This window comes from Selenomonas sp. AB3002 (assembly GCF_000702545.1).
In the GTDB taxonomy this organism is placed as follows: Bacteria; Bacillota; Negativicutes; order Selenomonadales; family Selenomonadaceae; genus Selenomonas_B; species Selenomonas_B ruminantium_A.
The window spans coordinates 45,270-72,165 of the sequence record NZ_JNIO01000007.1; the positions used below are offsets into that span (position 1 = coordinate 45,270).

The 26,896-nt window shown below is 53.5% G+C and carries 15 protein-coding genes and 1 pseudogene; 9 read left to right on the forward strand and 7 right to left on the reverse strand.

What is annotated here, in order from left to right; all coding sequences use genetic code 11:
* Nucleotides 1-84 precede the first annotated feature (84 nt).
* Nucleotides 85-1,683 carry a hypothetical protein gene (locus P159_RS0106030; protein ID WP_051650191.1) on the forward strand — a complete coding sequence of 533 codons (1,599 nt, stop codon included), beginning with the start codon at nucleotides 85-87 and terminating at the stop codon, nucleotides 1,681-1,683.
* A 48-nt stretch (nucleotides 1,684-1,731) separates the two neighbouring features.
* On the opposite strand, the gene P159_RS0106035 is transcribed toward P159_RS0106030, so the two are convergent.
* Complete coding sequence (locus P159_RS0106035) at nucleotides 1,732-2,298, reverse strand: hypothetical protein (RefSeq protein ID WP_029542396.1); 567 nt, start codon at nucleotides 2,296-2,298, stop codon at nucleotides 1,732-1,734.
* 365 nt (nucleotides 2,299-2,663) lie between these two features.
* Here P159_RS0106035 and P159_RS0106040 point away from each other — a divergent pair, with 365 nt between their 5' ends.
* Nucleotides 2,664-3,332, forward strand: a complete 669-nt coding sequence (locus P159_RS0106040; RefSeq protein ID WP_029542398.1) for a vitamin B12 dependent-methionine synthase activation domain-containing protein — start codon at nucleotides 2,664-2,666, stop codon at nucleotides 3,330-3,332.
* A gap of 179 nt (nucleotides 3,333-3,511) precedes the next feature.
* Here the strand turns inward: P159_RS0106040 and P159_RS0106045 are convergent, their stop codons facing one another.
* Nucleotides 3,512-4,117, reverse strand: a complete 606-nt coding sequence (locus tag P159_RS0106045; RefSeq protein ID WP_029542401.1) for a hypothetical protein — start codon at nucleotides 4,115-4,117, stop codon at nucleotides 3,512-3,514.
* A 178-nt stretch (nucleotides 4,118-4,295) separates the two neighbouring features.
* Between P159_RS0106045 and P159_RS0106050 the strand changes: the two genes are divergently transcribed.
* Entirely contained in the window at nucleotides 4,296-6,677 is a 2,382-nt protein-coding gene (locus tag P159_RS0106050; protein ID WP_029542403.1) for a homocysteine S-methyltransferase family protein, read from the forward strand.
* A 97-nt stretch (nucleotides 6,678-6,774) separates the two neighbouring features.
* Here the strand turns inward: P159_RS0106050 and P159_RS0106055 are convergent, their stop codons facing one another.
* The gene (locus P159_RS0106055; RefSeq protein ID WP_029542406.1) at nucleotides 6,775-7,179 is read right to left on the reverse strand and encodes a type II toxin-antitoxin system MqsA family antitoxin; all 405 of its coding nucleotides are present in this window, start codon (nucleotides 7,177-7,179) and stop codon (nucleotides 6,775-6,777) included.
* Between the two features lie 162 nt (nucleotides 7,180-7,341).
* Nucleotides 7,342-7,491: a hypothetical protein gene (locus tag P159_RS20980; protein ID WP_221174071.1), complete on the reverse strand. Its 150-nt coding sequence runs from the start codon at nucleotides 7,489-7,491 to the stop codon at nucleotides 7,342-7,344.
* A 191-nt stretch (nucleotides 7,492-7,682) separates the two neighbouring features.
* On the opposite strand from P159_RS20980, the gene P159_RS0106065 reads away from it, so the two are divergent.
* From P159_RS0106065 to P159_RS0106080, 5 genes and pseudogenes are all read left to right on the forward strand, one after another.
* Complete coding sequence (locus tag P159_RS0106065) at nucleotides 7,683-8,045, forward strand: hypothetical protein (protein WP_029542408.1); 363 nt, start codon at nucleotides 7,683-7,685, stop codon at nucleotides 8,043-8,045.
* Nucleotides 8,046-8,259: 214 nt separating this feature from the next.
* A complete protein-coding gene (locus P159_RS21190; protein WP_318253520.1) occupies nucleotides 8,260-8,382 on the forward strand; it encodes a hypothetical protein in 123 nt (40 codons plus the stop codon).
* A 12-nt stretch (nucleotides 8,383-8,394) separates the two neighbouring features.
* Nucleotides 8,395-10,095, forward strand: a pseudogene (locus tag P159_RS21195) (amino acid adenylation domain-containing protein); the annotation flags it as partial.
* Nucleotides 10,096-10,182: 87 nt separating this feature from the next.
* The gene (locus P159_RS21200; protein WP_318253532.1) at nucleotides 10,183-11,385 is read left to right on the forward strand and encodes a condensation domain-containing protein; all 1,203 of its coding nucleotides are present in this window, start codon (nucleotides 10,183-10,185) and stop codon (nucleotides 11,383-11,385) included.
* Between the two features lie 4 nt (nucleotides 11,386-11,389).
* Entirely contained in the window at nucleotides 11,390-12,727 is a 1,338-nt protein-coding gene (locus P159_RS0106080; RefSeq protein WP_037377000.1) for an MATE family efflux transporter, read from the forward strand.
* 343 nt (nucleotides 12,728-13,070) lie between these two features.
* Here P159_RS0106080 and P159_RS0106090 read toward each other — a convergent pair whose 3' ends face one another.
* Nucleotides 13,071-13,439, reverse strand: a complete 369-nt coding sequence (locus P159_RS0106090; RefSeq protein WP_029542414.1) for a type II toxin-antitoxin system HicB family antitoxin — start codon at nucleotides 13,437-13,439, stop codon at nucleotides 13,071-13,073.
* Nucleotides 13,440-13,449: 10 nt separating this feature from the next.
* A complete protein-coding gene (locus tag P159_RS0106095) occupies nucleotides 13,450-13,689 on the reverse strand; it encodes a type II toxin-antitoxin system HicA family toxin (RefSeq protein WP_029542416.1) in 240 nt (79 codons plus the stop codon).
* 177 nt (nucleotides 13,690-13,866) lie between these two features.
* Between P159_RS0106095 and P159_RS0106100 the strand changes: the two genes are divergently transcribed.
* Nucleotides 13,867-14,229, forward strand: coding sequence for a hypothetical protein (locus tag P159_RS0106100; RefSeq protein ID WP_029542418.1), 363 nt, complete (start codon nucleotides 13,867-13,869; stop codon nucleotides 14,227-14,229).
* Between the two features lie 155 nt (nucleotides 14,230-14,384).
* Here the strand turns inward: P159_RS0106100 and P159_RS0106105 are convergent, their stop codons facing one another.
* Complete coding sequence (locus P159_RS0106105; protein ID WP_185753643.1) at nucleotides 14,385-26,867, reverse strand: hypothetical protein; 12,483 nt, start codon at nucleotides 26,865-26,867, stop codon at nucleotides 14,385-14,387.
* Nucleotides 26,868-26,896: the final 29 nt, after the last annotated feature.

Genomic DNA, 26,896 nt, shown 5'->3' on the forward strand with positions numbered 1-26,896 from the left:
AATCCCCAAAACTTTGACGAAGTGAGTTCAAGAGAAAACCTGCCGAAAAGTTTCTGTATTTTTCTGTAAGGAAGTGATGGAAGCATGCATAAAAACAACCATCCCTTAGCCATTTACTGCACCTCCTGCGGGGCGCCTGCCGTCTACGACATTGTGAAGCAGGACTACCACTGCAAATATTGCGGGGCCCGGACAGATATCAGGGAACCGGTACAAAAGCTGGGACAGTGGCGGGATGCCCATCGGAAGAGCTTTTTCGCGGAAGAAAACTCTGCCGAGGGCTTGCACGTTTGCTCCAACTGCGGGGCAGAGGTCATGATACCCGCCGGGGAGGCCACTGGGAACTGCGAGTTCTGCGGCGGCAAATTTGTACGCCGGGAGTTTGCCCAGTCAGATGAGCTGCCGGAAGTCATCATTCCTTTCGTGCTGACAGAGGAAGAGGCCAGGGAAAGGCTGCAGGAATGGGCCAATGCCAATCAGAAGGAAAAAGAAGCACGGACAGTGCTCAGTGCCATTGATAAACTCAGGGGCTACTACCTCCCCTACGAGCTGATCCGCGGACCGGTCACTGCCGAAGTAGAGCGCATGGAGACCTTCTCCGACAGGAAGTACCACTGCGGAGGCTTCCTGAACGGCATCGCCGTGAATACTTCTAAACAGCTGAACAATCTGGTGCTTGATGCCATGGAGCCCTTTGAATGGACCGCCTCCCGCCCCTTTGAATTTTCCTTCCTGGCTGGCCAAAGGGTGAAGCTCTCGGATATCGGTGCCAAAGCCCTGGAGAAGAGGGTACTGGAGGAAGTGGAGGCAGGCTTCCGTCCCGAAGCAGAGAAAGAGCTGCAGACCACAGGCATCATCATGCGTATGCAGGCAGGCAATATCCTGCGGCTGCCTGCCCTGCTGCCTGTCTATGTCCTCTCTTTAGGCCCTGTACTGGCAGTGGTGAATGGCCAGACAGGACGGGTGGCTGTCTCCAGGGAGAAGGAGGAAAAAGTCCTGTCCTGGCTCATTGAGCCCACCTTGCTGACCCTGCTGGTAGGAGGCCTGCTGGCCCTTTGGGAGCCATACGTGGGACTCATGTCCATGGTGGTCTTCGGCCTAATCTTCTTCACTGCCTTCAGCGATGGACGGGGCGAAGAATGGCGGCGGGTGATCTTCAAGACAAAAAAGAGCCGGGCCGAGCGCGTCCAGAGCAAGCTCACAGTGACAGAAGGAGAAAACACCATAGAAGATACCACCACCCAGGCCGTCTTCACCGAGCCAGTGAACGGCGAGACAGTGCCGGTGAAGATTGCCTTCTACCCCCCGGGGCGCATCTTCAAGACTTTGCTCCTGCTGCTGGTCTTCAACTTCCTGCCTGCCATCCTGGCCTTTCCGCTGGACATTGAGGGGACGGCAGACTACAGCTACCTCGCCGTCTGGCTGGTTCTCTCCGTGCCCGCCAGCCTGATTTTCTGGGTGGCTGTAGGCCGCATCAGGGTCTACAACCACCCCATCCTCCACCGCGTCTTCCCGGACGGCAGGCTGGAACGGGTAAAATCAGACCAGGACAGGAACGTCTCCTTCTTCACCCGCCTCAAGGAATTCAAGGAACTGGCAGCCTGTGGCCCCATCCTCTTCATCCTCGGGGTCTCCTTCTTCATGTTGGTGGGAACCATAGCAGCCATCCTGATACCAGAGTAAAAAACGGGGGAATGTTTCACGTGAAACATTCCCCCGTTTAATCATTTTTCAAATAATCCCTGGGCGTATTTTGACGGTGTGTCCCTCTTGCAGGGTGACTTTTTCCACCAGGCAGGTCTTGGTGCCCACTGTGAAAAACTCAAATTCAGTCACATTTGGCAGTTTTGCCCACAACTCTTCCCGGTTGCTTCTCTCGGCCAGTGTCTGTGAAGCTTCTTTCCCTTTGGGATCAAGAATCAGGACATAATAGACAGCCGGGGGGATATTCTCAAAGGCGAAATGACCTTTTTCATCGGCCTTAGTGTAGTAGAGGGGTTGGTTTTCAGGAATGATTCCTTCCTGATACCATCTCTGAACGGCAGCATAGGGAATGGCGTCAAAATTTATGTCGCTCCGAATCAGCCAAATCTCTGGCGCGGCAGATTTCTTGCCGTGCTTGGGGGCGCTGACATCCCACATCAGACCACCGCTGCCTTCCCCCCTGGCCACGCGCAACTGACTGCCATCCTCAAAGCGCGCAGGATAGACACTGCCTATGATATTGGCTGAGGCAGATGCAATAACGGTACCCAGACACCAGGTCAAAAGAGTCAGCAGGATAATAAGGCGTTTCATAGCAATCCCCTTCCTTTCCAGAATGATTTATTCTTCAGTTATCTTCGCCTTGCAGTGTGTTTTTTCCTGCCAAGAAGATAATGAGGCCTGACTTAGGAAAGGAGCGGGTAATAAAATCTATAACGAGTACAAGATGTCCCCCACTTCTATAAGTGGGGGCGGTAACTTACTAACAGGCGGCGAGTTAATATCTCCCGCCTCGTTGAAAGGCCAAGAGGAAGTTTTGCCTTCGGCAAAACTGGAACAATGGCCTTATAACGGCGGGCGGCTCACCTAAGCTTGCCTAAAAAGAACGATATCATCAACTGGCAGAAGTGGTATACTAAGAGACATAACCTGCCACAGAATTGCAAAGGAGGATGCCTATGCCCATCTACAATGCCAGCCTGAAAGAACTGGACCTGTCCGAAGTGCGCCGCTATGCAGGTCTTGCCAGGGCGGATTTCGATGAGAAGATGATAGAGGAAGCAGCCCAGGAAGCCCTGCTGCTCATCTCCCCCAGAAGTGCCTATGCCGTCTATGACTACGACTGCCAGCGAGGCGTTATCAAGGCAGATGATGAACTTGCCCTCACGGGCAAGTCCATCAAGAAACATCTGGCCGGCTGCGAAAAAGTGCTGGCCATCTCTGCCACCATCGGTCCCGATATAGTAGAAGCCATCACCCAGCACTTCGACGAAGGACGCTACGCCCACTCCGTGCTGCTGGATGCCGCCGCCACGGAGGCAGTGGAGGAAGCAGCCAATGCCCTGGAGAAAATGCTCTCCCCCAAGATCAAAGCCCAAGGCTTTGCCAGCCGCTGGCGGTTCTCACCCGGCTATGGTGACTGGCCCCTGGAAGCCCAGCAGGAGTTCATGCCCCTGACCTGTGCGGCAGAAATAGGCATCACCCTCACGGAAAGCATGATGCTCTCCCCCCGCAAAAGCGTCACCGCCATCATTGGCCTCTACCGGCCGGAAAAAGTCGCCGATACTACAGGAAAGCCTGGCTGCCAAAGTTGCGGCCAAAAGGACTGCCCCAGCAGGAAACGGTAATGTTTCACGTGAAACAAAACGGGATCAGCAAGAGGTTATGCACAAGCTCTTGCTGATCCCGCTTTTTCATGCCTCTACCCCTGCCATCAAATCCATGCACGACTAAACGTCCCTGCCACAGCAAAACATTTCCAATAGAAAAGCCCCCTCTCGCTGTGGGCTTCCTGCTGTGCATTTTCTCACTCCAGATAATATTTATGGCCGCAGCGCATGCAGATATACAGGTGCTGCCAATAAGCATATTGTTCCTGATAGTCTGCCATTTCCTCCTGATACTTTGCCATAGCCTTGGCAAATCTTCGATTCTTGCCGGATATGGAATCCCAGACCGGGTCGATCATGATGCAGAACAGTACAAATGCCAGGCACCAGGTCAGGACAACATAGCACACGGTCTCAAAGTCGTGGCCCCAATCAAAGCAATTAGCCACGAAGCGGGCCACCTCCACGGCCACCCCCAGACCAGTCACTATCCCCACACCCACCATGAAACAGCCCGTCTGCTCCCGCTCCGGTTCCTTCGGCTCCTCAGGGGGCGCTATCTCCTTGGCCAGGTCCGTTTCCGTATAAGTATCGCGGGTCACATTGCCATAGCACGGCGAACGCGATTCCTCTGTATAGGTGCTGCCATCGCTGCGGGTATGAGTAGTGGTGGTCACATCATATCCTACCACTTCCGTATGCACTGCCGTCCCTGTAGCATGTCCCCTCCTGTATACCAATGACATGGAAGCCGTGTTGTCGCTGCCGCAATGGGGACAATTGAATTTGCTGAAATCCTGCATGAACCATTTCTCCCTTTAAAAGATTTACCTAGTGCAAATAAATATTAAAAATACTTCCTCATGATATCACTAGCAAATGAGAAATCTCTTAGAGCAGAGATAAATTTGTGTACTTTTTCCCTTCAATGAAGTACAATAATTACACCTTTACATTTATTGACAGAGGAAGTGACGATTTATGATACATATCTTTGACGGGGCCATGGGCACCATGCTGCAGGCAGGGGGACTGAAGCCGGGAGCAGCACCGGAGCTAATGAACGTGGAGGCCCCTGATGTTGTGAAAGGCGTGCATCTGGCTTACCTGAAGGCCGGGTCTGATCATATCGAGACAAATACCTTCGGCGCCAGCCCTTTGAAGCTGGCCCACTATGGGCTCACGGACCGCATGGCTGAGCTGAACAAGGCTGCCGTGGCGGTGGCCAAAGAGGCCATTGCAGAAGCTGGCGTGCAGGCTAAAGTAGTTGGCTCCATGGGACCCATTGGCCGCTTTATCGCCCCTCTGGGAGATCTGGACTTCGAAGAAGCATATCAGAACTATCTTGCTCAGGCCAAAGCTCTGGCCGAGGGTGGCGCAGATGCCCTGATTATCGAGACCTGCATCGACTTGCAGGAAATGCGGGCAGCTCTTTTGGCTGCCCATGAAGCGGCCCCTGCCCTGACTAAAATCTGCCAGTTCTCCTACAGCGAGGACGGGCGCACCGTGACAGGCACCGACCCTCAGAGCGCCGCCATCTTGCTGGAAGCGCTGGGAGCGGATGTCATCGGTGTCAACTGCTCCCTGGGCCCTGAGCAGCTCCTGCCTGTGGTTAAAACTCTGGCAGCCAACTGCCGGGTGCCCATCAGCGTCCAGCCCAACGCAGGCATGCCCTATCTGGAAAACGGGGAGACCAAGTTCCCCATGGGGCCCAAGGACTTCGGCACCTGGGGACCGAAGCTCTTAGCAGCGGGCGCCACTTATCTCGGGGGCTGCTGCGGCACCACCCCGGAGCATATCAGAGCGCTGGCTGAGGCTGTGAAGGATAAGGAAGAACCTGCCAGGGACACCTCCCCCAGAAAACTCTGGCTCACCAGCCGCAGCAAGGCAGTCTGCATCGACAGCAGCCTGCCTACGGTGCTCATTGGCGAGCGCATCAACCCCACAGGCCGCAAGAAGCTGGCGGCAGAGATCAAGGAAGGCTCCTTCCTGTCCGTGAAGAAAGAAGCTCTGTGTCAGGTTAAAGCCGGGGCCCAGGTGCTGGATGTGAACATGGGGGTGGGCGGCATAGACCAGACCGCCGCCATGAAGAAAGCCGTGACGGAAATCGCCCAACTCACCGATGCCCCCCTGGCCATCGACACCAGCGACCCGGAGGCTCTTGAGGCAGGGCTGCGCGCCTACCCGGGCAGAGCCCTGATCAACTCTGTTTCCGCAGAGAAAGAACGACTGGAGAAATTCCTGCCCCTGGCGAAGAAATACGGCGCCGCCATCCTCTGCCTGCCCCTCACCGACGGAGGCCTGCCCAAGAGTGTGGAGGAAAGGCTGGCCCACGTCCATACCATCATCACCAAGGCAAAAGAGGCTGGCCTGACGGAGGGAGACTTCCTGGTTGATGCCCTGGTCATGACTCTTTCCGCTGACGAAAAGGCCGCCCGCTCCGTCTTTGAAACCCTGCGTCAGGTGACGGCCCAGGGACTGCCCACCACCATGGGCCTTTCCAATATTTCCTTCGGCCTGCCCAACCGGCCCCTTATCAACGCCACTTTCTTCTCCATGTGCCTGGCCGCCGGCCTTACGGCCCCCATCATGAATCCCTATGATGAGAAGATGCAGGAGGCCCTCTCTGCCGCCGCAGCCCTCCTGGGCAAAGACCCCTGCGGCCTGAAGTACAGCCAGAACGAGGCAAATCTGGCCGTGCCCAAGGCGGCAGCTGCCATGAAAACCACCGACCTGCCTGTACTGGAAGCTCTGAAGCAGACGGTTATTTCCGGTGAGAAGGACGAAGTGGTGCCCCTCATCGACAAGGCACTGGCCGAAGGACATGACCCCAACACCATCACGGAAAAAGCCCTCACCGCTGCCATGACGGACATCGGCGAGGACTTCGGCGCAGGCCGCATGTTCCTGCCCCAGGTGCTGCTCTCTGCAGAGACCATGAGGGAAGCCTTCAACCATTTGCAGGAAGCCGCCCCGGAGACAGAAACCGTGAAGAAGGGTACCGTGGTGCTTGCCACCGTCAAAGGCGACGTCCACGACCTGGGCAAGAATATCGTGGGAGCACTCCTCAAGAACTCCGGCTTCGAGCTCATCGACCTGGGCCGTGATGTAGACAGCGAGGAGATTGTGAAGGCCGCCATTGAAAAACAAGCTGATATCGTAGGCCTCTGCGCCCTCATGACCACCACCATGGTGCAGATTGACAAGGTCATCGCCGACCTCAGGGAGGCCGGCTCCAAGGCCAAGGTCATGGTAGGCGGCGCCTGCCTCACCCAGGACTACGCCGACAGCGCCGGAGCCGATGCCTATGCCAAAGATGGCGTGGCAGCGGTTAAGCTGGCAGAAAAACTCATAGAGAAATAAAAGACAGCAAAAGTTGCCTGACGAATCGAAAACGGCGGTAAATGTTTCACGTGAAACATCTACCGCCGTTTTTATAATGCAATATATCGCAGCCACCTTACTGCGGCAATGTACCTAGCAAAGCCGGATTTACGGACAGCAACCGTAAAAGGTTTGATATCGCCCTACTGGGCAGCACATCGCCGTTCTCGTATTTCTGAAAAGCCCTCTTGCCACCACCCAGGATAATTCCAGCTTGAACCTGGGTCAGTTTCAAGCGCTTGCGGATAGAACGAATTTCCTCCGGCAGAAGCAAATGCTCCGCCTCAGCTTTGAGCACCTTGATTTCTTTGTCGTAGACCTTCAAATCCTCCTGCGTAAAAGTAGCCTCACACTCTTCCCCTGCAGGATACCAGCCTGGCATATTGAAAGTCCTGCTCCTCCCCTGGTAGGTTATGGTAAAGGGACGAATATCCCTCCTAAGTTCTGCTCCTGTCTCAACGTCATACATCACATCTTCCATGACAGCACCTCATTTCTCCTTAAAGGACAACAAGTCAAACTCGGTAAGTATTCCCTGAGTAAACTTTATATACACCATGTATCCTTTATATGGAACATGATAAACATCCTGCCATATCCTATGATTGTTATAGGAAGTCTTCGACTTATAGAAATGCTTCGGCTACATGGATTCTACCGCCTGCAAGATATCCCTGCGTTCAAAGCCCATAGCAGCAGCCCCAGACAAGGCAGACTGCTTTATGCCGTAATCAGAATGCTTGAAAGAATTCAGATCATATGTAGGCTTGTATTTATCCAAGACATTTGGCATACTCTCCACCTCACCCCTATTATAAACCATAATGGTGTATTGTTTCAATAACAAGAATGCTGATGCCTACCTATCGGAAACATTTCAAAAAACTTTTAAGATATTCTGTAATACTTTCCCCGCCGGTGCGTATGTATAGACAGAAAACAAAAAACAACAAACAAGACAACCACCGAAGGGAGTAGATGAAAATGAAGAACGCAATGATCAACAAGAAGCTGAATGATTTTGAACTGGATTTCGTAGCCGGTGGGACTCTTACAGAAGTCAATCAGCTGGCAGACGCTTTCGCCAAGAAGGGCGGCACCTTCGGAGAAGTCGTGGCAGAGATCCACAGCGCCTTGAGCAGCAAGAGCGGCGTGGCCGGTCCGGTCAACATCCTGCTGCGGGAGGCTGTAGGCAAGGGCCTGAGCCAGCTTGGCATCTCCCATGACCTGAGCGTAGGCGTGCTTGGCACCGGCTTCATGTCCAAGGACAACAAGTATTCTTACAATGGCAAGAGCATCTCCCATGCAGATGTCCTCAAGATGATTGAAGCTGCAAAAGTTGCTTGAGATTTTTACATATAAGATGCGTCTTTGATACATGACTGAGAAACGGCAGTAAATGTTTCACGTGAAACATTTACCGCCGTTTTTAGCATGGAAAACAGCTCAGAGGAGCTTTTGCAGGTAAAACACCTATGACAAGCGAATATAACATATTACTAACTCTCTGCCACGAGCAGAATACATAAAAGCGATACCGGAGAAAGATGGTGTGATACTCATGGACAGACCGGAAAAAAATGAAGCCAGCAGGCTTGCGCTGCTGGAGCAGGATAAATTCAATCAAACCGAAAATGACTTTCCCTTTGTCTCTGTTTCCCAGCGGATTCAGGCACAGGCATAAAAGCATCCCCATAAGACAGCTGTAATTTATGCCCCCAACCAGGAAATGACTTACAGTGAGTTAGATGCCCAGAGCAACATCGTGGCCAATTTCCTGCAAAGGAAACTGGCTGCCGGGAAGGAGCAGCATGGTGGCAACCCTTGCCGTGATATCGTCATAGGGGTATTGCTGGAGCGCACAGTTTGGGCTTATGTTGCCGAGCAGGGCATCCTGAAGGCCGGGGCAGCTTTTCTGCCCTTCGTCACTTCCTACCCTGACGAAAGGATATCTTTCTGCCTGGAAGATGCCGGGGCGCCTTTGCTCATCACCTCTGCCAGGATAAAAGCTGCCCGCACTGACCTAAAGGGGAAGTTTGAACTCCTCACCATAGAGGAAATCCTGGCCTCTGCCGATACCACGCCGCTGTCTACAGAGATTGGCCCCCATGATCTGGCTTATGTGATCTATACCTCCGGCTCCACCGGCAAGCCCAAGGGGGTTATGATTGAGCAGCACAGTTTTGCCAACTACATGGAACGGGATGAAAAATCCATAGAAATCATGCACTTCGTCCAAGAGGGACGGGTATCCCTGGCCATGGCCGCCTTTTCCTTTGACGTTTCCATTGTGGAAGAATTTGTCCCTCTCTCCAATGGCTGCACTGTATGCATAGCCACTGAAGATGAGATACACGACCCATTTCTCCTGTCAAAGCTCATACAGTCCGCAGGGGTCAATGGCATAACCTGCACCCCCACTTTCCTTCTCAGCATCCTGAACATACCTGAATGCCGGGAAGCTTTGAAACAGGTGACCTTTTACGATGTGGGAGCAGAGGCCTTCCCTGCCGGGCTTTTCAGCAGGCTGCGGGCGCTGTGCCCTGACAGTGTCATCATGAATGTCTACGGCCCCACTGAATGTACCATGGGCTGCTCCTCTGCCCTCATGGAAGCAGAGGGAGAAATCGTCGTAGGCGGCCCCATGGTGAATACGAAGTTTTATGTGGTGGACCAGCAGGGAGACTTCCTGCCCCTGGAGGAAAAAGGCGAGCTCATTATCTGCGGGGCTTGTGTGGGCCGGGGCTATATCAATATGCCTGAACGCACCGCCAAGGCCTTTTTCACCTGCAACGGGCACAGGGCATATCACAGCGGTGATCTGGCCTCCTGGACCAGGGATGGCAAGATAAGGATCCATGGGCGCATCGACAATCAAATCAAACTGCGCGGGTTCCGCATAGAGCTGGATGAAATAGAAAAAGTCATGGGTGAACACCCTGCCATAGACTCCTGCGCGGTGAAGGTCCTGCAGCGGGCAGGCAAGTCTGATTATCTGGCAGGCTACTTCACAGCCTCTGCCGAAGGAGCTCCTGTCACAGAGGAACTCCTTGCCTTCATGAAGACGCGACTGCCTGATTACATGATTCCCACCGCCATGCTGCAGCTGGAAACGATGCCCCAAACTGTGAACGGCAAAATCGACCGCAAGCAGCTGCCCCAGATTGAACCTGCCCATGGTGAGAGCAAATATGTCCCTCCCCGCAATGACACCGAGCGCTATATCTGCCACACCTTCGCAGAGGTACTGCATCTGGCCCCGGAGGCCGTGAGCATCGAGGATGATTTCTTCCAGCTGGGAGGCGACTCTCTCTCCAGCATGGTGCTGGTCTCAAAGCTGATGGACAAGGGCATTTCCAGCGCTGATGTATTTTCGCTGCGCACAGTAGAACGCCTGGCAGCCCTTTTGGCAGAACGAGGTTATGATGAATCCCTGGACGAGCGTGAGGACAAGGAGCGGAAAAAGCCCCATAGATTATCTCCCATGCAGATAGAGATGGTGGACAATCAATTTGCCAAGCTCCAATCCACCATGTTCAACAATATGTCCTACTTCTTCCGCTTTTCCAGGAAAACAGACCCGGATAAATTGCAAAAAGCCGTCAATGAGGCCCTTCGCAATCACCCGGCCCTGGCTATGAAGATAAGCTTCAATGATGCAGGGGAACTGGTGCAGACTTATACCCCGGAACTTCTCCAGGAAATCAGCTATGAATATATGAGCGACCTGGAAATCATCAGACTCTCAAGGGATCTGATCCGCCCCTTCAATATCTTCAAAGAACCTCTGGTCAGAGTGAGGCTTTTCAAATCACCCCGCTATATTTACATGTTCTTTGATGTGCATCACCTGGCCATGGATGGCTCCTCCCTGGGCCTCCTCATGTCGGACATCATCAGAGCTTATCGCGGGGAGCCCCTGCCCCGTGATTACTACTGCACTTATCTGGCCAAGGAAGAAAAGCTGCGCGCATCCCCTCAGTATGAGGAAGACAAATCATATTTCCTCTCAACCTACGGCGGCTATGACTGGTGCAGCATCCCCGAGCCTGACAAGGGCAACACGTCTGACCTGAACCTGGAAGCAGATTCGCGGCAGATCAAGCTGCCCTTTGACGAGACTGACCTGGCCGAGGCAGAAGAGCGCCTGCACGCTTCCAGAAGTGTCATAGCCATAGCCTCAGCCATTCAGGCCCTCTACGAATTTTCCGGCCAAAAGCACATCATGACCAACTGGATTTTCAACAATCGTCTGGGAGGATATGCAGCCAATTCCGTAGGCATGCTGATAAAGAATCTGCCTGTGGGGGTACACATGGAGCAGATAGACAGCATGGAAGCCCTGCTGGCCGAAGTAAAGCAACAGGTAACAGAGGGAATCACCCATTCCAGCTACGACTACTTCTTTGCCAATTACAAAGCCTACCAGGTTGCCCCCATGGAGGTGAACTATCAGCTCAACATCAACGCCGATGAGCTTGATGAGCTGCAGCCCTTCTATCTGCCGCTGCCCAACGAATACCGTGCTCCGGGAACACTGCTGGAGCTGGAATTCCTGGAGAACAATGACAACTCAGGCTACCTTGAATCAGAATTTGAGTGGGCAGGCAATATCTTCTCCCGGAACCGCATGGTAAGATTCCACAATCTGTATATGGAAACTTTTGTGAAATTTATCTTGGGGTGAGAAAATGGATATAAAATTATCTGATCACTTTACCTACAAAAAAATGCTGCTTTTTGCCGCTCCTACCATTGGCACTGTACTGATTGCCATAACCTACGATATTATCGATGGCTTCTTCGTGTCAAACTATATCGGCAAGACAGCTTTCGCAGCAGTCAATATCATCTACCCCTTCCAGCTCATGCTTTCCGTCATCGGCTATATGTTTGGCACAGGCGGCAGCGCTCTCATAGCTTCGGAGCTGGGACGCGGCAAAGAGGAACGGGCCCGGCAGATTTTCACCATGCTCATCAAGACAGCTTTCACCATCGGTGTCGCTTTGGCAGTTTTGGGTTTCATCTTCCTGCCGGAGATAGGCGAGCTGATCGGTGCTACCCCCAGCATCATGGAATATGGCCTGCCCTACGGGCGAACCCTTTTCCTCTTCCTGCCCGTTATGATTGTAGGCTATGCTTTCCAAAGCATACTGATAACTGCCGAGAAACCCCAATTGGGATTTTATCTTTCCATTGCCAACATGTTCAGCAACATCATCTTTGACTATCTCTTCATCGTGGTATTTCAATGGGAAATGGTGGGCGCTGCAGTTGCTACGGGCATCGGTGCCTGCATCAACGGGCTCATCCCCCTCTACTACTTCTCCCGCCCCAACAGCAGCTGCCTGCACTTCACCTCCTACAAGTTCGATGGCAAAGCCCTGTTTGCTACCTGCTCCAACGGTTTGTCGGAAATGGTGGATGACATGGCCATCTCCGTCGTTTTCGTCTTTTACAACATACAGCTGCTGCGCTTCATGGGCGAAGACGGAGTGGCCGCCTTTGGTGTGGTGGTGTTCGTCGAGGGTATCTTCACTGCCATATTCGCCGCCTTATGCCTGGAAGCTAATTCCATTGTAGGCTACCACTTCGGCGCACAAAACCACCTGGAATTGAGAAGCCTGCTAAAAAAGGGCATCGTCCTCAATTTAGGCTTTGGCATACTGATGTTTGTCCTGGCACAGATAACTGCCGGCTGGATAGCAGAAGTTTATGTGGGCTATGATCCGTCAGTCTGTGCCTTGGCCGAGGAAGCTCTGAAAGCCTTTTCTCTGGCCTTTATCCTGCAGGGCTTCAATATCTATGCTGCGGCATATTTCACCGGGCTGAACAACGGTAAGATCTCGGCCGTCATTGCCATTTGCCGTACCTTTCTCTTTCAGACCCTGGCAATTTTTGGCCTGCCGCTGATCTTTGGCGCCAAGAGCTTATGGGTATGCCAGGCGGTAGCGGAGGTCGTTTCAGCAGGAGTGTCTATTGCCCTGCTGTATATCTATAGGCAGGACTACCTCGGTGAGAAAAACTGATGTTTTCCCGGCCAACCAGGGTTCTGCTTACTTGGCTGTTGATTGGCCTGTTGGTCTTGGAGGGCATGCCCTCCATACGCTGGCTGTAAAGTTCGGCAAAGCTAGGGCGATTTGAGCGTGAGGGTTCTTGGCACCGGCTTCATGTCCAAGGACAACAAGTATTCCTACAAGGGCAAGAGCATCTCCCATGCAGATGTGCTCAAGATGATTGATGCAGCCAAAGTGGCATGACTGACATAGAAACGGCGGTAAATGTTTCACGTGAAACATTTACCGCCGTTTTTTTATCTGCGCCCCAAGGAACTGCTCTCCTGGGTTTCATTGTAAAAGATAGTACGGACAATTAACTCTTTTGCCCCAAGGTAAAAGCCAGGGCATTTGTCACATACTGATTCAGGCTTACACCTTCCCGTTTGGAAACCTGCGCCAGTGCCCTGTGGAGGGTCTTGGGCAGCCTAATTATGAATTTGCCACTATATTCTTCCTGCTCGACAGGCTCGGGAATCTTCATGCCCCTCTCCAGCATACTGGAAAGCCATTCTTCCTTGGCCTCCTGAATATTGGCATAAGCCTCGTCCAAACTTTCTCCGTCGCTCATGCAGCCAGGCAGAAGAGGGATTGATACAAAAAATCCTCCTCCCTCTTCTTCCTTTATTCTCTTCACTTCCACAGGGTAATCAAGGTCCATGTAATATGCCAGTTCCTTTGCCATGTCTTTCACCTCATTTATCCAAATCCTGCAACAGCTCCGCAATCTTGCGGGCATAAATCTTCTTTACCCTGCCATCGTGGACAGGTACTATGATGGTATCATAGCCAGGACAGATCAGTTTATGATGACTGCCCCCTCCCCGGGGAGGCCTAACCTCTACCCCATAACCAGCCAACAGGGAAACTATTTTATTCCACGGCAAATCCTTCCCCTGGGCAAGAGCAAGCAATTTCTTCTCCAATGTAGACATACCACACCTCCCTCGAAATTATGATATCATATCTAGTATCACTATTTCAACAGCCAAGATGCAGACTGCCACCCATATCAAAAAACTTTTAAGGTAATGTGTAATACTTCACCCCTCGGTGCGTATGTATAGACAGAAAAACAAAACACAGACAACCACCGAAGGGAGTAGATGAAAATGAAGAACGCAATGACCAACAAGAAGCTGAACGATTTTGAACTGGATTTCGTAGCCGGTGGGACTCTTACAGAAGTCAATCAGCTGGCAGACGCTTTCGCCAAGAAGGGCGGCACCTTCGGAGAAGTCGTGGCAGAGATCCACAGCGCCTTGAGCAGCAAGAGTGGCGTGGCCGGTCCGGTCAACATCCTGCTGCGGGAGGCTGTAGGCAAGGGCCTGAACCAGCTTGGCATCTCCCATGACCTGAGCGTAGGCGTGCTCGGCACCGGCTTCATGTCCAAGGACAACAAGTATTCCTACAAGGGCAAGAGCATCTCCCATGCAGATGTGCTCAAGATGATTGATGCAGCCAAAGTGGCATGACTGACATAGAAACGGCGGTAAATGTTTCACGTGAAACATTTACCGCCGTTTTTAGCATAAAAAACAACGCTGGGAATATTTTGCATACATAAAAAGGCACCACAGAAGAAACATTTCTCCTGCAGTACCTTTTTTCATGGCTCCTGTCTGAAATTTTATTTCATTTCCTGCCAGCTGCCCGTCTTCCTGTCGTAGCTGAATGTTCCATCTGCCAGCTGGAAGGTGGTGGCGCCGTGGCTGTCGTAGTTCTGGAGGGTGAGGGTTGAGCCGTCTTTCAGGGCGATGACCATGCTTCCGTCTTTCAGGCCGGTGGCCTGTGGGTTCAGGTCTTCCAGCTTTACGTTGTAAAGCATGACTTTGTCACCGTCGTTGGATTTGGTGATAAGGTCGGTGCCCTCGCCTTTGCCGAAGTATAACTCGTTGTAGCCGCTTCCTCCTTCGAGGACATCGTTGCCGCCTGCGCCGCCCCAGAGGGAGGTGCTGCCCTTGCCGCCTTTGATGGTTTCGGCTTCGCGGCCTCCTGCCAGGATGTTGTCTCCTGTCGAACCGGAGGCGTCTATGATCTCGATGCTGCTGCCCAGGTTTTCCAGCCAGACGCTGTGGTCTTCGCCGGATACTTTGAGGGTGTCCGTCTTGTCGCCGCCGAAGTAGTTGGTCACTTCCTCGTCGTAGGTGAAGGTGTTGGCCTGGCTGCCGGAGCCTATCTTGGCTACGCCCTTGGCTTCACCGCTTACCCACTGGATTTTGTCGTTGGGCTTCAGTCCCTGGAGCAGCACCCTGGAGTTCTCCGTGGTGGATATTTCTACACCATTATTGGTGCCCCTTATATCCGTGATGGCGGAGCCAAAGAGGTTCAGCACGTCGCTATTGTCTTCGGTACCTGCGGCAAAGCCTGCTATGGTGTCCCTGCCGCTTTCGCCGAAGAAGAAGAATTCATCTCTGGCGTCTTTGGCACCGACTAGCAGGGCGTTGCCTGTGCCGCCCCAGAGGCTGGTGTCGCCACCGCCTGAGACCAGGGTGGTCTTGCCGCTGCCGCCCATGAGGATGGTGTTGCCGGCTCCCCCGGTGACGCTGGCTATGTTTCTGAACTTGAAGGTATCCGAGAGGTCAACGATGAGGTCGTCCCCTACTTCCTTGAAGTTCAGCCCTGCGGAGCCTGTGCCGTAGTATACGTCTGCATAGTCTGCTTCTTTGATGTTGGCAGTCTGCCCCTTTTCGATGGCCGCTACTTTCGCTTCTCCGATAAGGAGCTCTGCCGCGTTGGTATTGTTGTTCTTTGCTATGGAGCCCAGGGTCATCCTGCTGCCTCCACTCTTCAGCACTGCCTCCTTTCCGTCATAGCTTAGGGTCAGATTTTCTGCCACTGCAGTATCCATCAGGAGGATGCTGTCAGCTTCGCTTTCGTCAAAGCCTGCCTTGAAGCCTGTGACTTCGTCCCTGGCTCCTGCGGTGCCGAAGCCCACGGCGATGCTGCTGCCGCTGAGGTGAAGCTCATTCTGGCCGGCACCGCCTGTCACGCTGTCCCCTTCTCCTGCGAAAATGACATCCCTGCCCGCTCCTCCCATGAGGAGGTCTTTCGCGTCGCCGTTCTGGCTGCCGATGAGGACCAGGGGCTTTGTCTCCGAGGAGGCGTCCAGGGTGCCGCCGTCTTCGCCTGTCCAGCCCACGTTGGTTTTCTTGCCCTTGCTGTCCAGGATGGTCACGGCGTATGCGCTGCCTGTGCCTGTGCCGGAGGATACGTCCACTTCGCCGCCGGAGTCTTTGCCGCCGTAATTTATGGTGCCTTCGCCCACGTGGAAGTCGGAGTAGTCGGTGACGGCGGCACCGATAGCTACTTCGTCCTTGCCGTAGGTGAAGCCTTCTACTTTATTGGTGAAGCCTGCCGTGGTCTTGAAAGTGTTCTTGCCTGTACCTGCCACCAGCTTGCCATTTTCGTTGCTGGACTCAAAGGTGTTCTTGCCAGAGCCGCCTGTGAGGACGTTCTCTCCTGTGCCGAAGTCTTTGAGCTCGTTTTTGCTGCCGGAGCCTGCGGTGACGTGGTGGTCGCCGCTGCCGCCCACGGTGGCGGTGAGGTTGCCGTCGCCTCCTGTGATGCGGGAGTCGGCATTGCTGTAGACGGCCACTTCACTGCTGCCGGAGCCTGCGGTGACGTTCACAGCATTATTCACAGGAGTCTCAGAGGTTCCCGTGCCTACCTGGGTGCGCCCTCTTGCCTCGCTGGTGTCGATGTTCCAGTCCACGCCGTTGGTGTCGGCAATGTCCAGTTCATGCCTGCCGGAGTCGGACTTTGCCCTGTAGGTCAGGGAACTGTCGGTGGTCTCGATGGTGGCCACGGCCTTGCCAGCATCGGTGGTGACGTTGCCGTGTGAGTCAAGCTGCGTGCCGTCCACCACGGAGTTCAGGTCTGTGCCGCCTACGGTGGCACTGCCGGGCTCCAGGCTCACGCCTGCATCGCCTGTGCTGACAGGAGCGTTGGCAGCGCTTCCGTCCCAGGTGGCAGTGAAGCTTTTCTCACTGCCCAGGGTGTAGGATTTGGTGGTGGCCTTGGCATCGCCGTCGGTATAGCCGATGACCAGCTTTCCGTCTTCTGCAGTGTAGGTAGTGGTGAGGTCGCCCTTGGTGACCGTCACCTTGTCGCCGTTCCGGAGGCCTGCCACCTGGCTGCCCTGGGCGTCTTTATAGACGGTGAGGCCACTATGGGAAGTGCTTGCCACGGCGAAGGTGAAGCCGTCCACAGTCACAGTCTCGCCCTTTTGGTCGAGGCTGACTTCGACGGCGCCGTCCTGATTCCGGAAGGTGATGCCGTTCCTGGAGGTGATGGCGGTGAATTCTGTGCCATCCACGGTAACTTCGCTGCCTGTGAAGGTGGATTCGAAGGTCACGGCTTCGCCGGATTCCAGTCCCGTGATGGTTGAGATTTTGTTGGGGCTGGTGTCGTCTGCCGTGTAGGTCACGCCGTTTCCGCTGCCGGTGAGGGTGACTTTCGCCCCGTTGAGGGTGAGGGTGCCATTGCCGGTGGTGGTGACAGAGCTTCCTGCGGCTGTGCTGAAGTTGCCGTTGCTATCCGAGGTGGTGACACTGCCTTCCAAGACCTTCAGCAAGTTCCCTGTTTCCGTGACAATATTGTCCTGCACGGAGAAAGCCTTGCCCGAAAAGCTGCTTTCATTCAAGGTAAAGACTGCTGTCCCCGTTGTGTCCGTGATGGTTGCTTCGGCCTCCGTCAGGTCGATGCTGATGTCCGGCTCCACTTCACCCGTTACGGTTACTTTTTTGGGTGTTGCGCTGCCGTCGATGGTGATGACCGCCCGGTCAGCTTCGACCCGCCGGCCTTCCCCGTCATAGTATTCCTTTTCTTGGATGTCCTTGACAGGATCTATTTCGCTGGAGGTAAAACCCTTTACGCCGCTGAGTTCTGCGCCGCTTGCCGGGCTTTCCGATTCGTCTGCCGGGTCAAAGCCTCCCGCAGCCGGCTGCATCGTGACGCTGATGGGGGTGTCCCCGTCACGTTTGTAGATGCGTTTGGTTGTCGCTCCATCCTGAGTCTGGATGACTGTGATCTTGGCTGCATCGGAGCTGAGTTTGTATGTCACAGTGCAGGTATTGTCACCGGTGGTGAAGGATGCCCCTGCCGGCAGAGCGCTTCCGTCTGCCGCGAGGATGCTGCCCTCCTCCCCGACGGAGATGGGTATGCTGCCGTTGTTGGTGAGCGTACCAAGGCCGCTTACCTCAATGGCTTCATTCCGGTCAAGGATGACTGCTCCGGCGGTGAGTTTTGCTTTGCCATTATTGTGGTCTACTACAGTGGCATTTGCCGCTGCCGTATAGGTTGTTCCTCCTACCGTAACTGTTTCACCAGTATCAAGGGTGACTGCTCCTCCCACAAATCCGCTTGTGGCATCGATTGTGGCTCCACCTACTGCCGCTTTGTAGGTTGCATTTCCCGCTGCAATAGCCTCTCCCTGGTCGAGAAGAACTGTTCCTGTGATGAGTTTTGCATTGCCACTGTTGTAGTCCAGGGTGGCTCCGTTGCTTCCTGCCGTGTAGGTTGTTTCCCCTACCTTCAGAGTTTTGCCCAAATTGAAGGAGACTTCTCCTGCGGTCAGGTTTGCATTGCCACTGTTATAGTCCAAGGTGGCTCCACTCTCTGTTGCTGTGTAAGTTGCATCTCCTACTTCAACAGCTTCTCCACGGTCAAGGATTACTTCTCCGGCGGTGAGTTTTGCCTTGCCACTGTTATAGTCCAGGGTGGCTCCGTTGCTTCCTGCCGTGTAGGTTGTTTCCCCTACCTTCAGAGTTTTGCCCGAAGTGAAGGAGACCTCTCCTGCGGTCATGTTTGCGTTGCCGCTGTTATAGTCCAGAGTGGCTCCACTCTCTGTTGCTGTGTAAGTTGCATCTCCTACTTCAACAGCTTCTCCACGGTCAAGGATGACTGCTCCGGCGGTGAGTTTTGCCTTGCCACTGTTGTAGTCCAGGGTGGCTCCGTTGCTTCCTGCCGTGTAGGTTGTTTCCCCTACCTTCAGAGTTTTGCCCAAATTGAAGGAGACTTCTCCTGCGGTCAGGTTTGCATTGCCACTGTTATAGTCCAAGGTGGCTCCACTCTCTGTTGCTATGTAAGTTGCATCTCCTACTTCAACAGCTTCTCCACGGTTAAGGATGACTGCTCCGGCGGTGAGTTTTGCTTTGCCACTGTTATAGTCCAGGGTGGCTCCGTTGCTTCCTGCCGTGTAGGTTGTTTCCCCTACCTTCAGAGTTTTGCCCGAATTGAAGGAGACTGAACCTGCGGTCAGGTTTGCCTTGCCGCTGTTATGGTCGATAGTAGCTCCGTTGCTTCCCGCCGTGTAGGTTGTTTCTCCCACAAGGATAGCTTCATTGCCATCAAGCGCCACTGCTCCTGCGGTGAGTTTTGCGTTGCTGTTATTGTAATCTATTACGGTGGCATTTGCCGCTGCCGTATAGGTTGTTTCTCCTACCGTAACTGTTTCGCCGGTATCAAGGGTGACTGCTCCTCCCACAAATCCGTTTGTGGCATCGATTGTGGCTCCACCTGCTGCCGCTTTGTAGCTTGCACTTCCCGCTGCAATAACCTCGCCCTGGCCGAGAAGGACTGTTCCGGCGGTGAGTTTTGCCTTGCCACTGTTGTAGTCCAGGGTGGCTCCGTTGCTTCCCGCTGTATAGGTTGTTTCCCCTACCTTCAGAGTTTTGCCCGAAGTGAAAGAGACTTCTCCTGCGGTCAGGTTTGCCTTGCCACTGTTATAGTCCAAGGTGGCTCCACTCTCTGTTGCTGTGTAAGTTGCATCTCCTACTTCAACAGCTTCTCCACGGTCGAGAAGAACTGCCCCGGCGGTGAGTTTTGCTTTGCCATTATTGTGGTCTACTACGGTGGCATTTGCCGCTGCCGTATAGGTTGTTTCTCCTACCGTAACTGTTTCGTCAGTATCGAGGGTGACTGCTCCTCCCACAAATCCGTTTGTGGCATCGATTGTGGCTCCACCTGCTGCCGCCTTGTAGCTTGCACTTCCCGCTGCAATAACCTCTCCCTGGCCGAGAAGGACTGTTCCGGCGGTGAGTTTTGCCTTGCCACTGTTATAGTCCAGGGTGGCTCCATCAGTTCCCGCCGTGTAGGTTGTTTCCCCTACCTTCAGAGTTTTGCCCGAAGTGAAGGAGACTTCTCCTGCGGTCAGGTTTGCGTTGCCGCTGTTATAGTCCAGAGTGGCTCCACTCTCTGTTGCTATGTAAGTTGCATCTCCTACTTCAACAGCTTCTCCACGGTTAAGGATGACTGCTCCGGCGGTGAGTTTTGCTTTGCCACTGTTATAGTCCAGGGTGGCTCCGTTGCTTCCTGCCGTGTAGGTTGTTTCCCCTACCTTCAGAGTTTTGCCCGAATTGAAGGAGACTGAACCTGCGGTCAGGTTTGCCTTGCCGCTGTTATGGTCGATAGTAGCTCCGTTGCTTCCCGCCGTGTAGGTTGTTTCTCCCACAAGGATAGCTTCATTGCCATCAAGCGCCACTGCTCCGGCGGTGAGTTTTGCGTTGCCGTTATTGTGGTCTACTACGGTGGCATTTGCCACTGCCGTATAGGTTGTTCCTCCTACCGTAACTGTTTCGTCAGTATCGAGGGTGACTGCTCCTCCCACAAATCCCTTTGTGGCATCGATTGTGGCTCCACCTGCTGCCGCTTTGTAGCTTGCACTTCCCGCTGCAATAGCCTCTCCCTGATCGAGAAGAACTGTTCCTGCGGTCAGTTTTGCCTTGCCGCTGTTATGGTCGATAGTAGCTCCGTTGCTTCCCGCCGTGTAGGTTGTTTCTCCCACAAGGATAGCTTCATTGCCATCAAGCGCCACTGCTCCTGCGGTCAGTTTTGCCTTGCCGCTGTTATAGTCGATAGTAGCTCCTTTGCTTCCCGCCGTGTAGGTTGTTTCTCCCACAAGGATAGCTTCATTGACATCAAGTGCCACTGCTCCGGCGGTCAGTTTTGCCTTGCCGCTGTTATAGTCGATAGTAGCTCCGTTGCTTCCCGCCGTGTAGGTTGTTTCTCCCACAAGGATAGCTTCATTGACATCAAGCGCCACTGCTCCTGCGGTCAGTTTTGCCTTGCCGCTGTTATGGTCGATAGTAGCTCCGTTGCTTCCCGCCGTGTAGGTTGTTTCTCCCACAAGGATAGCTTCATTGACATCAAGCGCCACTGCTCCTGCGGTCAGTTTTGCCTTGCCGCTGTTATGGTCGATAGTAGCTCCGTTACTTCCCGCCGTGTAGGTTGTTTCTCCCACAAGAATAGCTTCATTGCCATCAAGCGCCACTGCTCCTGCGGTGAGTTTTGCGTTGCTGTTATTGTAATCTATTACGGTGGCATTTGCCGCTGCCGTATAGGTTGTTCCTCCTACCGTAACTGTTTCACCAGTATCAAGGGTGACTGCTCCTCCCACAAATCCGCTTGTGGCATCGATTGTGGCTCCACCTGCTGCTGCTTTGTAGCTTGCACTTCCCGCTGCAATAACCTCTCCCTGGTCGAGAAGAACTGTTCCTGTGATGAGTTTTGCATTGCCACTGTTATAGTCCAGGGTGGCTCCGTTGCTTCCTGCCGTGTAGGTTGTTTCCCCTACCTTCAGAGTTTTGCCCGAAGTGAAGGAGACTTCTCCTGCGGTCAGGTTTGCCTTGCCGCTGTTATAGTCCAGGGTGGCTCCACTCTCTGTTGCTGTGTAAGTTGCATCTCCTACTTCAACAGCTTCTCCATGGTCGAGAAGAACTGCCCCGGCGGTGAGTTTTGCCTTGCCGCTGTTATAGTCGATAGTGGCTCCGTTGCTTCCTGCTGTGTAGGTTGTTTCTCCCACAAGGATAGCTTCATTGCCGTCAAGCGCCACTGCTCCGGCGGTGAGTTTTGCGTTGCCGTTATTGTGGTCTACTACGGTGGCATTTACCGCTGCCGTATAGGTTGTTCCTCCTACCGTAACTGTTTCACCGGTATCAAGGGTGACTGCTCCTCCCACAAATCCGCTTGTGGCATCGATTGTGGCTCCACCTGCTGCCGCCTTGTAGCTTGCACTTCCCGCTGCAATAACCTCTCCCTGGTCGAGAAGGACTGTTCCTGCGGTGAGTTCAGCCGTGTTCGTCCCATAGCAAACCGTGGTATTATCTGCCGTCGCTATATACTCCGTCCCGTGAACCGTGAGCTTTGCCCCCGCTTTGGTGGCAGTTAGGGAAGCAGCTGCATTGGTGCTGGTCAGGGTAGCTTCTACTTTGGCTGCAGTACCACTTCCCTTGTAGGTGCCGGTTACTTTGTTACCGCTGTCACCAGCAAAGAGGACAGCATTATCGCCAGTCCGGAGCTCTGCCTTGCCTTCGGCAGCGACTGCGATTTCACCATTTTCCAAGGCAGTATATTGTCCGGCTTTGGTGATGGTCAGGTCGCCGTTGGCATCAGCTTTGACTTCACCGCCGGTTTCGGATAAAGCCGTGACGGATTCAGTTTCTCCCCTTGCGCCCACTACGCTAGTCCCTTCGCTCATAGTGGCGGTGACACCCTTGAGGTTCGTAGCCGAGGTTGCGCTTGTGAAGGTGAAGGAGCCGCCGGACTCAGTCGTGAATGCGATTTTTACGTCCTCTGTCACTAATCCGTTGTTCATTATGCTGAGGAAAAGGTTGTCAGCTCCGGCTGTGGCGGTGATGTTATTGGCGGTCACCGCAGCGCCTGTATCCAGCCCCCTAACGATTCCATTGCCTATGATGACAGTATCGTTGATATCCGCATCCGCCGAGGCCTCTGTGACTACAACGGGCACATATTTACCATTTCCATTTTGCAAATTGATAGTAGCGCCCTCTGGAAGCGTGGCATCCGTTTTCCCTTTCCCAGCGAAGGTAATCGAATTGATTGGCCCATCTGCCAAATCATAGGTTCCGTTTCCGGTAAGCGCCGTGACCTCCCCCGAGATAAGGGTCTTCGCTCCTTCAACAAATGTGTGGAAGCCGCTGCATTTGAAGTCGCTGCCTTTGATGGTATAGGTGGCGTACTTATTTTGATCCGCGTTACTTATTGTCTTAACACCAGTCAGGTTGACCTTGACTGTGAGCGGACGCTCAACATGAATTGTTGCCGATGTGTTCGCGCCATCCTCTGCATACCAAATCTGGATGGCAAAGCCATTATCATCCGGCAGTTCGATGCCATCCGCGTTGAAATAGTGTTCACCCGCCTTTGTCGTTGCCGTCGGAGCGACATGGATGTCACCGCCGGTCGCGGGGGTTCCGTTCACCACTTCGCCATAGTAGTCCTGCTCATTTGTCGCCATGGTTACAGAATCCCATGCACTGTAAATCTTGAGGTCGGTGCTGTCTGCGTTGTACACAAAGAGATTGCCGTTCTTTACCTTATAGGTATGCAGGTTGGCAGTATCTTCGCTGCTGTCCTTGGTGGTGAAGGAAACGCCATCAGTTGCAGTCCAGGTGATGTTGCCGTCTTTATCCACCGCGATGTCTGCGGTGCCGTTGTTCGTTACCAGGCCCTTGCCAGCGACTTCGATGCCGTTGTCCTTGGCGAGGGTGATTGCACCTGCGGTGAGTTTTGCGGTGCCGTTGTTGTAGTCTATTACTGTGCCATTTGCCGTTGCCGTATAGGTTGTTCCTCCTACCGTAACTGTTTCACCAGTATCAAGGGTGACTGCTCCTCCCACAAATCCGCTTGTGGCATCGATTGTGGCTCCACCTGCTGCTGCTTTGTAGCTTGCACTTCCCGCTGCAATAACCTCTCCCTGGTCGAGAAGGACTGTTCCTGCGGTGAGTTCAGCCGTGTTCGTCCCATAGCAAACCGTGGTATTATCTGCCGTCGCTATATACTCCGTCCCGTGAACCGTGAGCTTTGCCCCCGCTTTGGTGGCAGTGAGGGAAGCAGCTGCATTGGTGCTGGTCAGGGTAGCTTCTACGTTGGCTGCGGTATTGCTTCCTTTGTAGGTGCCGGTTACTTCGTTACCGCTGTCACCAGCAAAGAGGACAGCATTGTCGCCAGTCCGGAACTCTACCTTGCCTTCGGCAGCGACTGCGATTTCACCATTTTCCAAGGCAGTATATTGTCCGGCTTTGGTGATGGTCAGGTCGCCGTTGGCATCAGCTTTGACTTCACCGCCGGTTTCGGATAAAGCCGTGACGGATTCGCTTTCTCCCCTGGCGCCCACCACGGTGGTTCCTGCCGTCATAGTGGCAGTGACGCCCTTGAGGTTCGTAGCCGAGGTTGCGCTTGTGAAGGTGAAGGAGCCGCCGGACTCAGTCGTGAATGCGATTTTTACGTCCTCTGTCACTAATTTGTTGTTCATTACGAAGAGGAAAAGGTTGTCAGCTCCGGCTGTGGCGGTGATTTTGTTAGCGGTCACCGTAGCGCCTGTATCCAGCCCCCTAACGATTCCATTGCCTATGATGACAGTATCGTTGATATCCGCATCCGCCGAGGCCTCTGTGACTACAACGGGCACATATTTACCATTTCCATTTTGCAAATTGATAGTAGCGCCCTCTGGAAGCGTGGCATCCGTTTTCCCCTTCCCGGCGAAGGTAATCGAATTGCTTGGACTATCTTCCAAATCATAGGTTCCGTTTCCGGTAAGCGCCGTGACCTCACCCGAGATAAGGGTCTTCTCTCCTTCAACAAATGTGCTGAAGCTGCTGCTTTTGAAGTCGCTGCCATTGATGGTATAGGTGGCGTACTTATTTTCATCATCCTTGTTACCTAGTGTCGTAGCACCCGTCAGATTGACCTTGACTGTGAGCGGACGCTCAACATGAATTGTTGCCGGTGTGTTCGCGCCATCCTCTGCATACCAAATCTGGATGGCAAAGCCATTATCATCCGGCAGTTCGATGCCATCCGCGTTGAAATAGTGGATGCCCGCCGTTGTCGTTGCCGTTGGAGCGACATGGATATCACCGCCGGTCGCGAGGGTTCCGTTCACCACTTCGCCATAGTAGTCCTGCTCATTTGTCGCCATGGTTACAGAAGCCCCGGCACTGTAAATCTTGAAGTCAGTGCTGTCTGCGTTGTACACAAAGAGATTGCCGTTCTTTACCTTATAGGTATGCAGGTTGGCAGTATCTTCGCTGTTGTCCTTGGTGGTGAAGGAAACATCATCAGTTGCAGTCCAGGTGATGTTGCCGTCTTTATCCACCGTGATGTCTGCGGTGCCGTTGTTCGTTACCAGGCCCTTGCCAGCGACTTCGATGCCGTTGTCCTTGGCGAGGGTGACTGCTCCTGCGGTGAGTTCAGCCGTGTTCGTCCCATAGCAAACCGTGGTATTATCTGCCGTCGCTATATACTCCGTCCCGTGAACCGTGAGCTTTGCCCCCGCTTTGGTGGCAGTAAGGGAAGCAGCTGCATTGGTGCTGGTCAGGGTAGCTTCTACTTTGGCTGCAGTACCACTTCCCTTGTAGGTGCCGGTTACTTTGTTACCGCTGTCACCAGCAAAGAGGACAGCATTGTCGCCAGTCCGGAACTCTACCTTGCCTTCGGCAGCGACTGCGATTTCACCATTTTCCAAGGCAGTATATTGTCCGGCTTTGGTGATGGTCAGGTCGCCGTTGGCATCAGCTTTGACTTCACCGCCGGTTTCGGATAAAGCCGTGACGGATTCAGTTTCTCCCCTTGCGCCCACTACGCTAGTCCCTTCGCTCATAGTGGCGGTGACACCCTTGAGGTTCGTAGCCGAGGTTGCGCTTGTGAAGGTGAAGGAGCCGCCGGACTCAGTCGTGAATGCGATTTTTTCGTCCTCTGTCACTAATCCGTTATTCATTACGCTGAGGGAAAGATTGTCAGCTCCGGCTGTGGCGGTGATTTTGTTAGCGGCCACCGTAGCGCCTGTATCCAGCCCCCTAACGATTCCATCGCCTCTGATGACAGTATCGTTGACATCCGCATCCGCCGAGGCCTCTGTGACTACAACGGGCACATATTTACCGTCGCCCATAACCAAATTGATGGTAGCACCGGTTGGAAGCGTGGCATCCGTTTTCCCTTTCCCAGCGAAGGTAATCGAATTGCTTGGACTATCTGCCAAATCATAGGTTCCTTTTCCGGTAAGCGCCGTGACCTCACCCAAGATAATGGTCTTCTCTCCGTCAACAAGTGTGTTGACGCCGCTGCCTTTGAAGTCGCTGCCTTTGATGGTATAGGTGGCGTACTTATTCTCATCACGGTTATCTATTGTCTCAGCACCAGTCAGGTTGACCTTGACTGTGAGCGGACGCCCAACAGGAATTGTTGCCAGTGTGTTCGCGCCAACCTTTGTATACCAAATCCAGATGGCAAAGCCATTATCATCCGGCAGTTCGATGCCATCCGCGTTGAAATAGTGGGCGCCCGCCGTTGTCGTTGCCGTCGGAGCGACATGGATATCACCGCCGGTCGCGGTGGTTCCGTTCACCACTTCGCCATAGTAGTCCTGCTCATTTGTCGCCATGGTTACAGAAGCCCCGGCACTGTAAATCTTAAAGTCGGTGCTGTCTGCGTTGTACACAAAGAGATTGCCGTTCTTTACCTTATAGGTATGCAGCTTGGCAGTATCTTCGCTGCTGTCTTTGGTAGTGAAGGAAACATCATCAGTTGCAGTCCAGGTGATGTTGCCGTCTTTATCCACTGCGATAGCTGCGGTGCCGTTGTTCGTGACGATGCCCTTGCCAGCCATTTCGAAGCTTTCGCCCGTGGCGAGGATGATTGCGCCCGCGATGAGTTTCGCATTGCCGTTGTTGTAGTCTATTACTGTGCCATTTACCGCAGCTTTATAGGTTGTGTTAGCAAGGTCAGCAAACTCCGCAGTACCACCGACATCGAGGCCGGAGACAACCCCCGCCTTCGTTACTTTCGTAGCCGTGGTATTCGCTGCTTCAGCTTCAGTGATTTTCACTGAGCCATTCTTAAAAGTGACCGTAGGCGAAGTTGATAGATCCAGATTTTCCGCGTATGTTACGGAAGCAGTATCGTCCGCGTCTGTAGCAAAAGACGCATTCTGATTCGTAGCAAGAGTTATATTTCCGCTAACCACTGTGACCGCACCAGGTGCCGTCACAGAACCGTCAGTACCGATAACAAAATTTTCCTCAGAGGAACAATAAGCTTCCGTGGTGAACCGATTCGTACCATACTTGAATACGCTCGTGTCCACCGTACCATGGGTACCATCACCTTTAATGA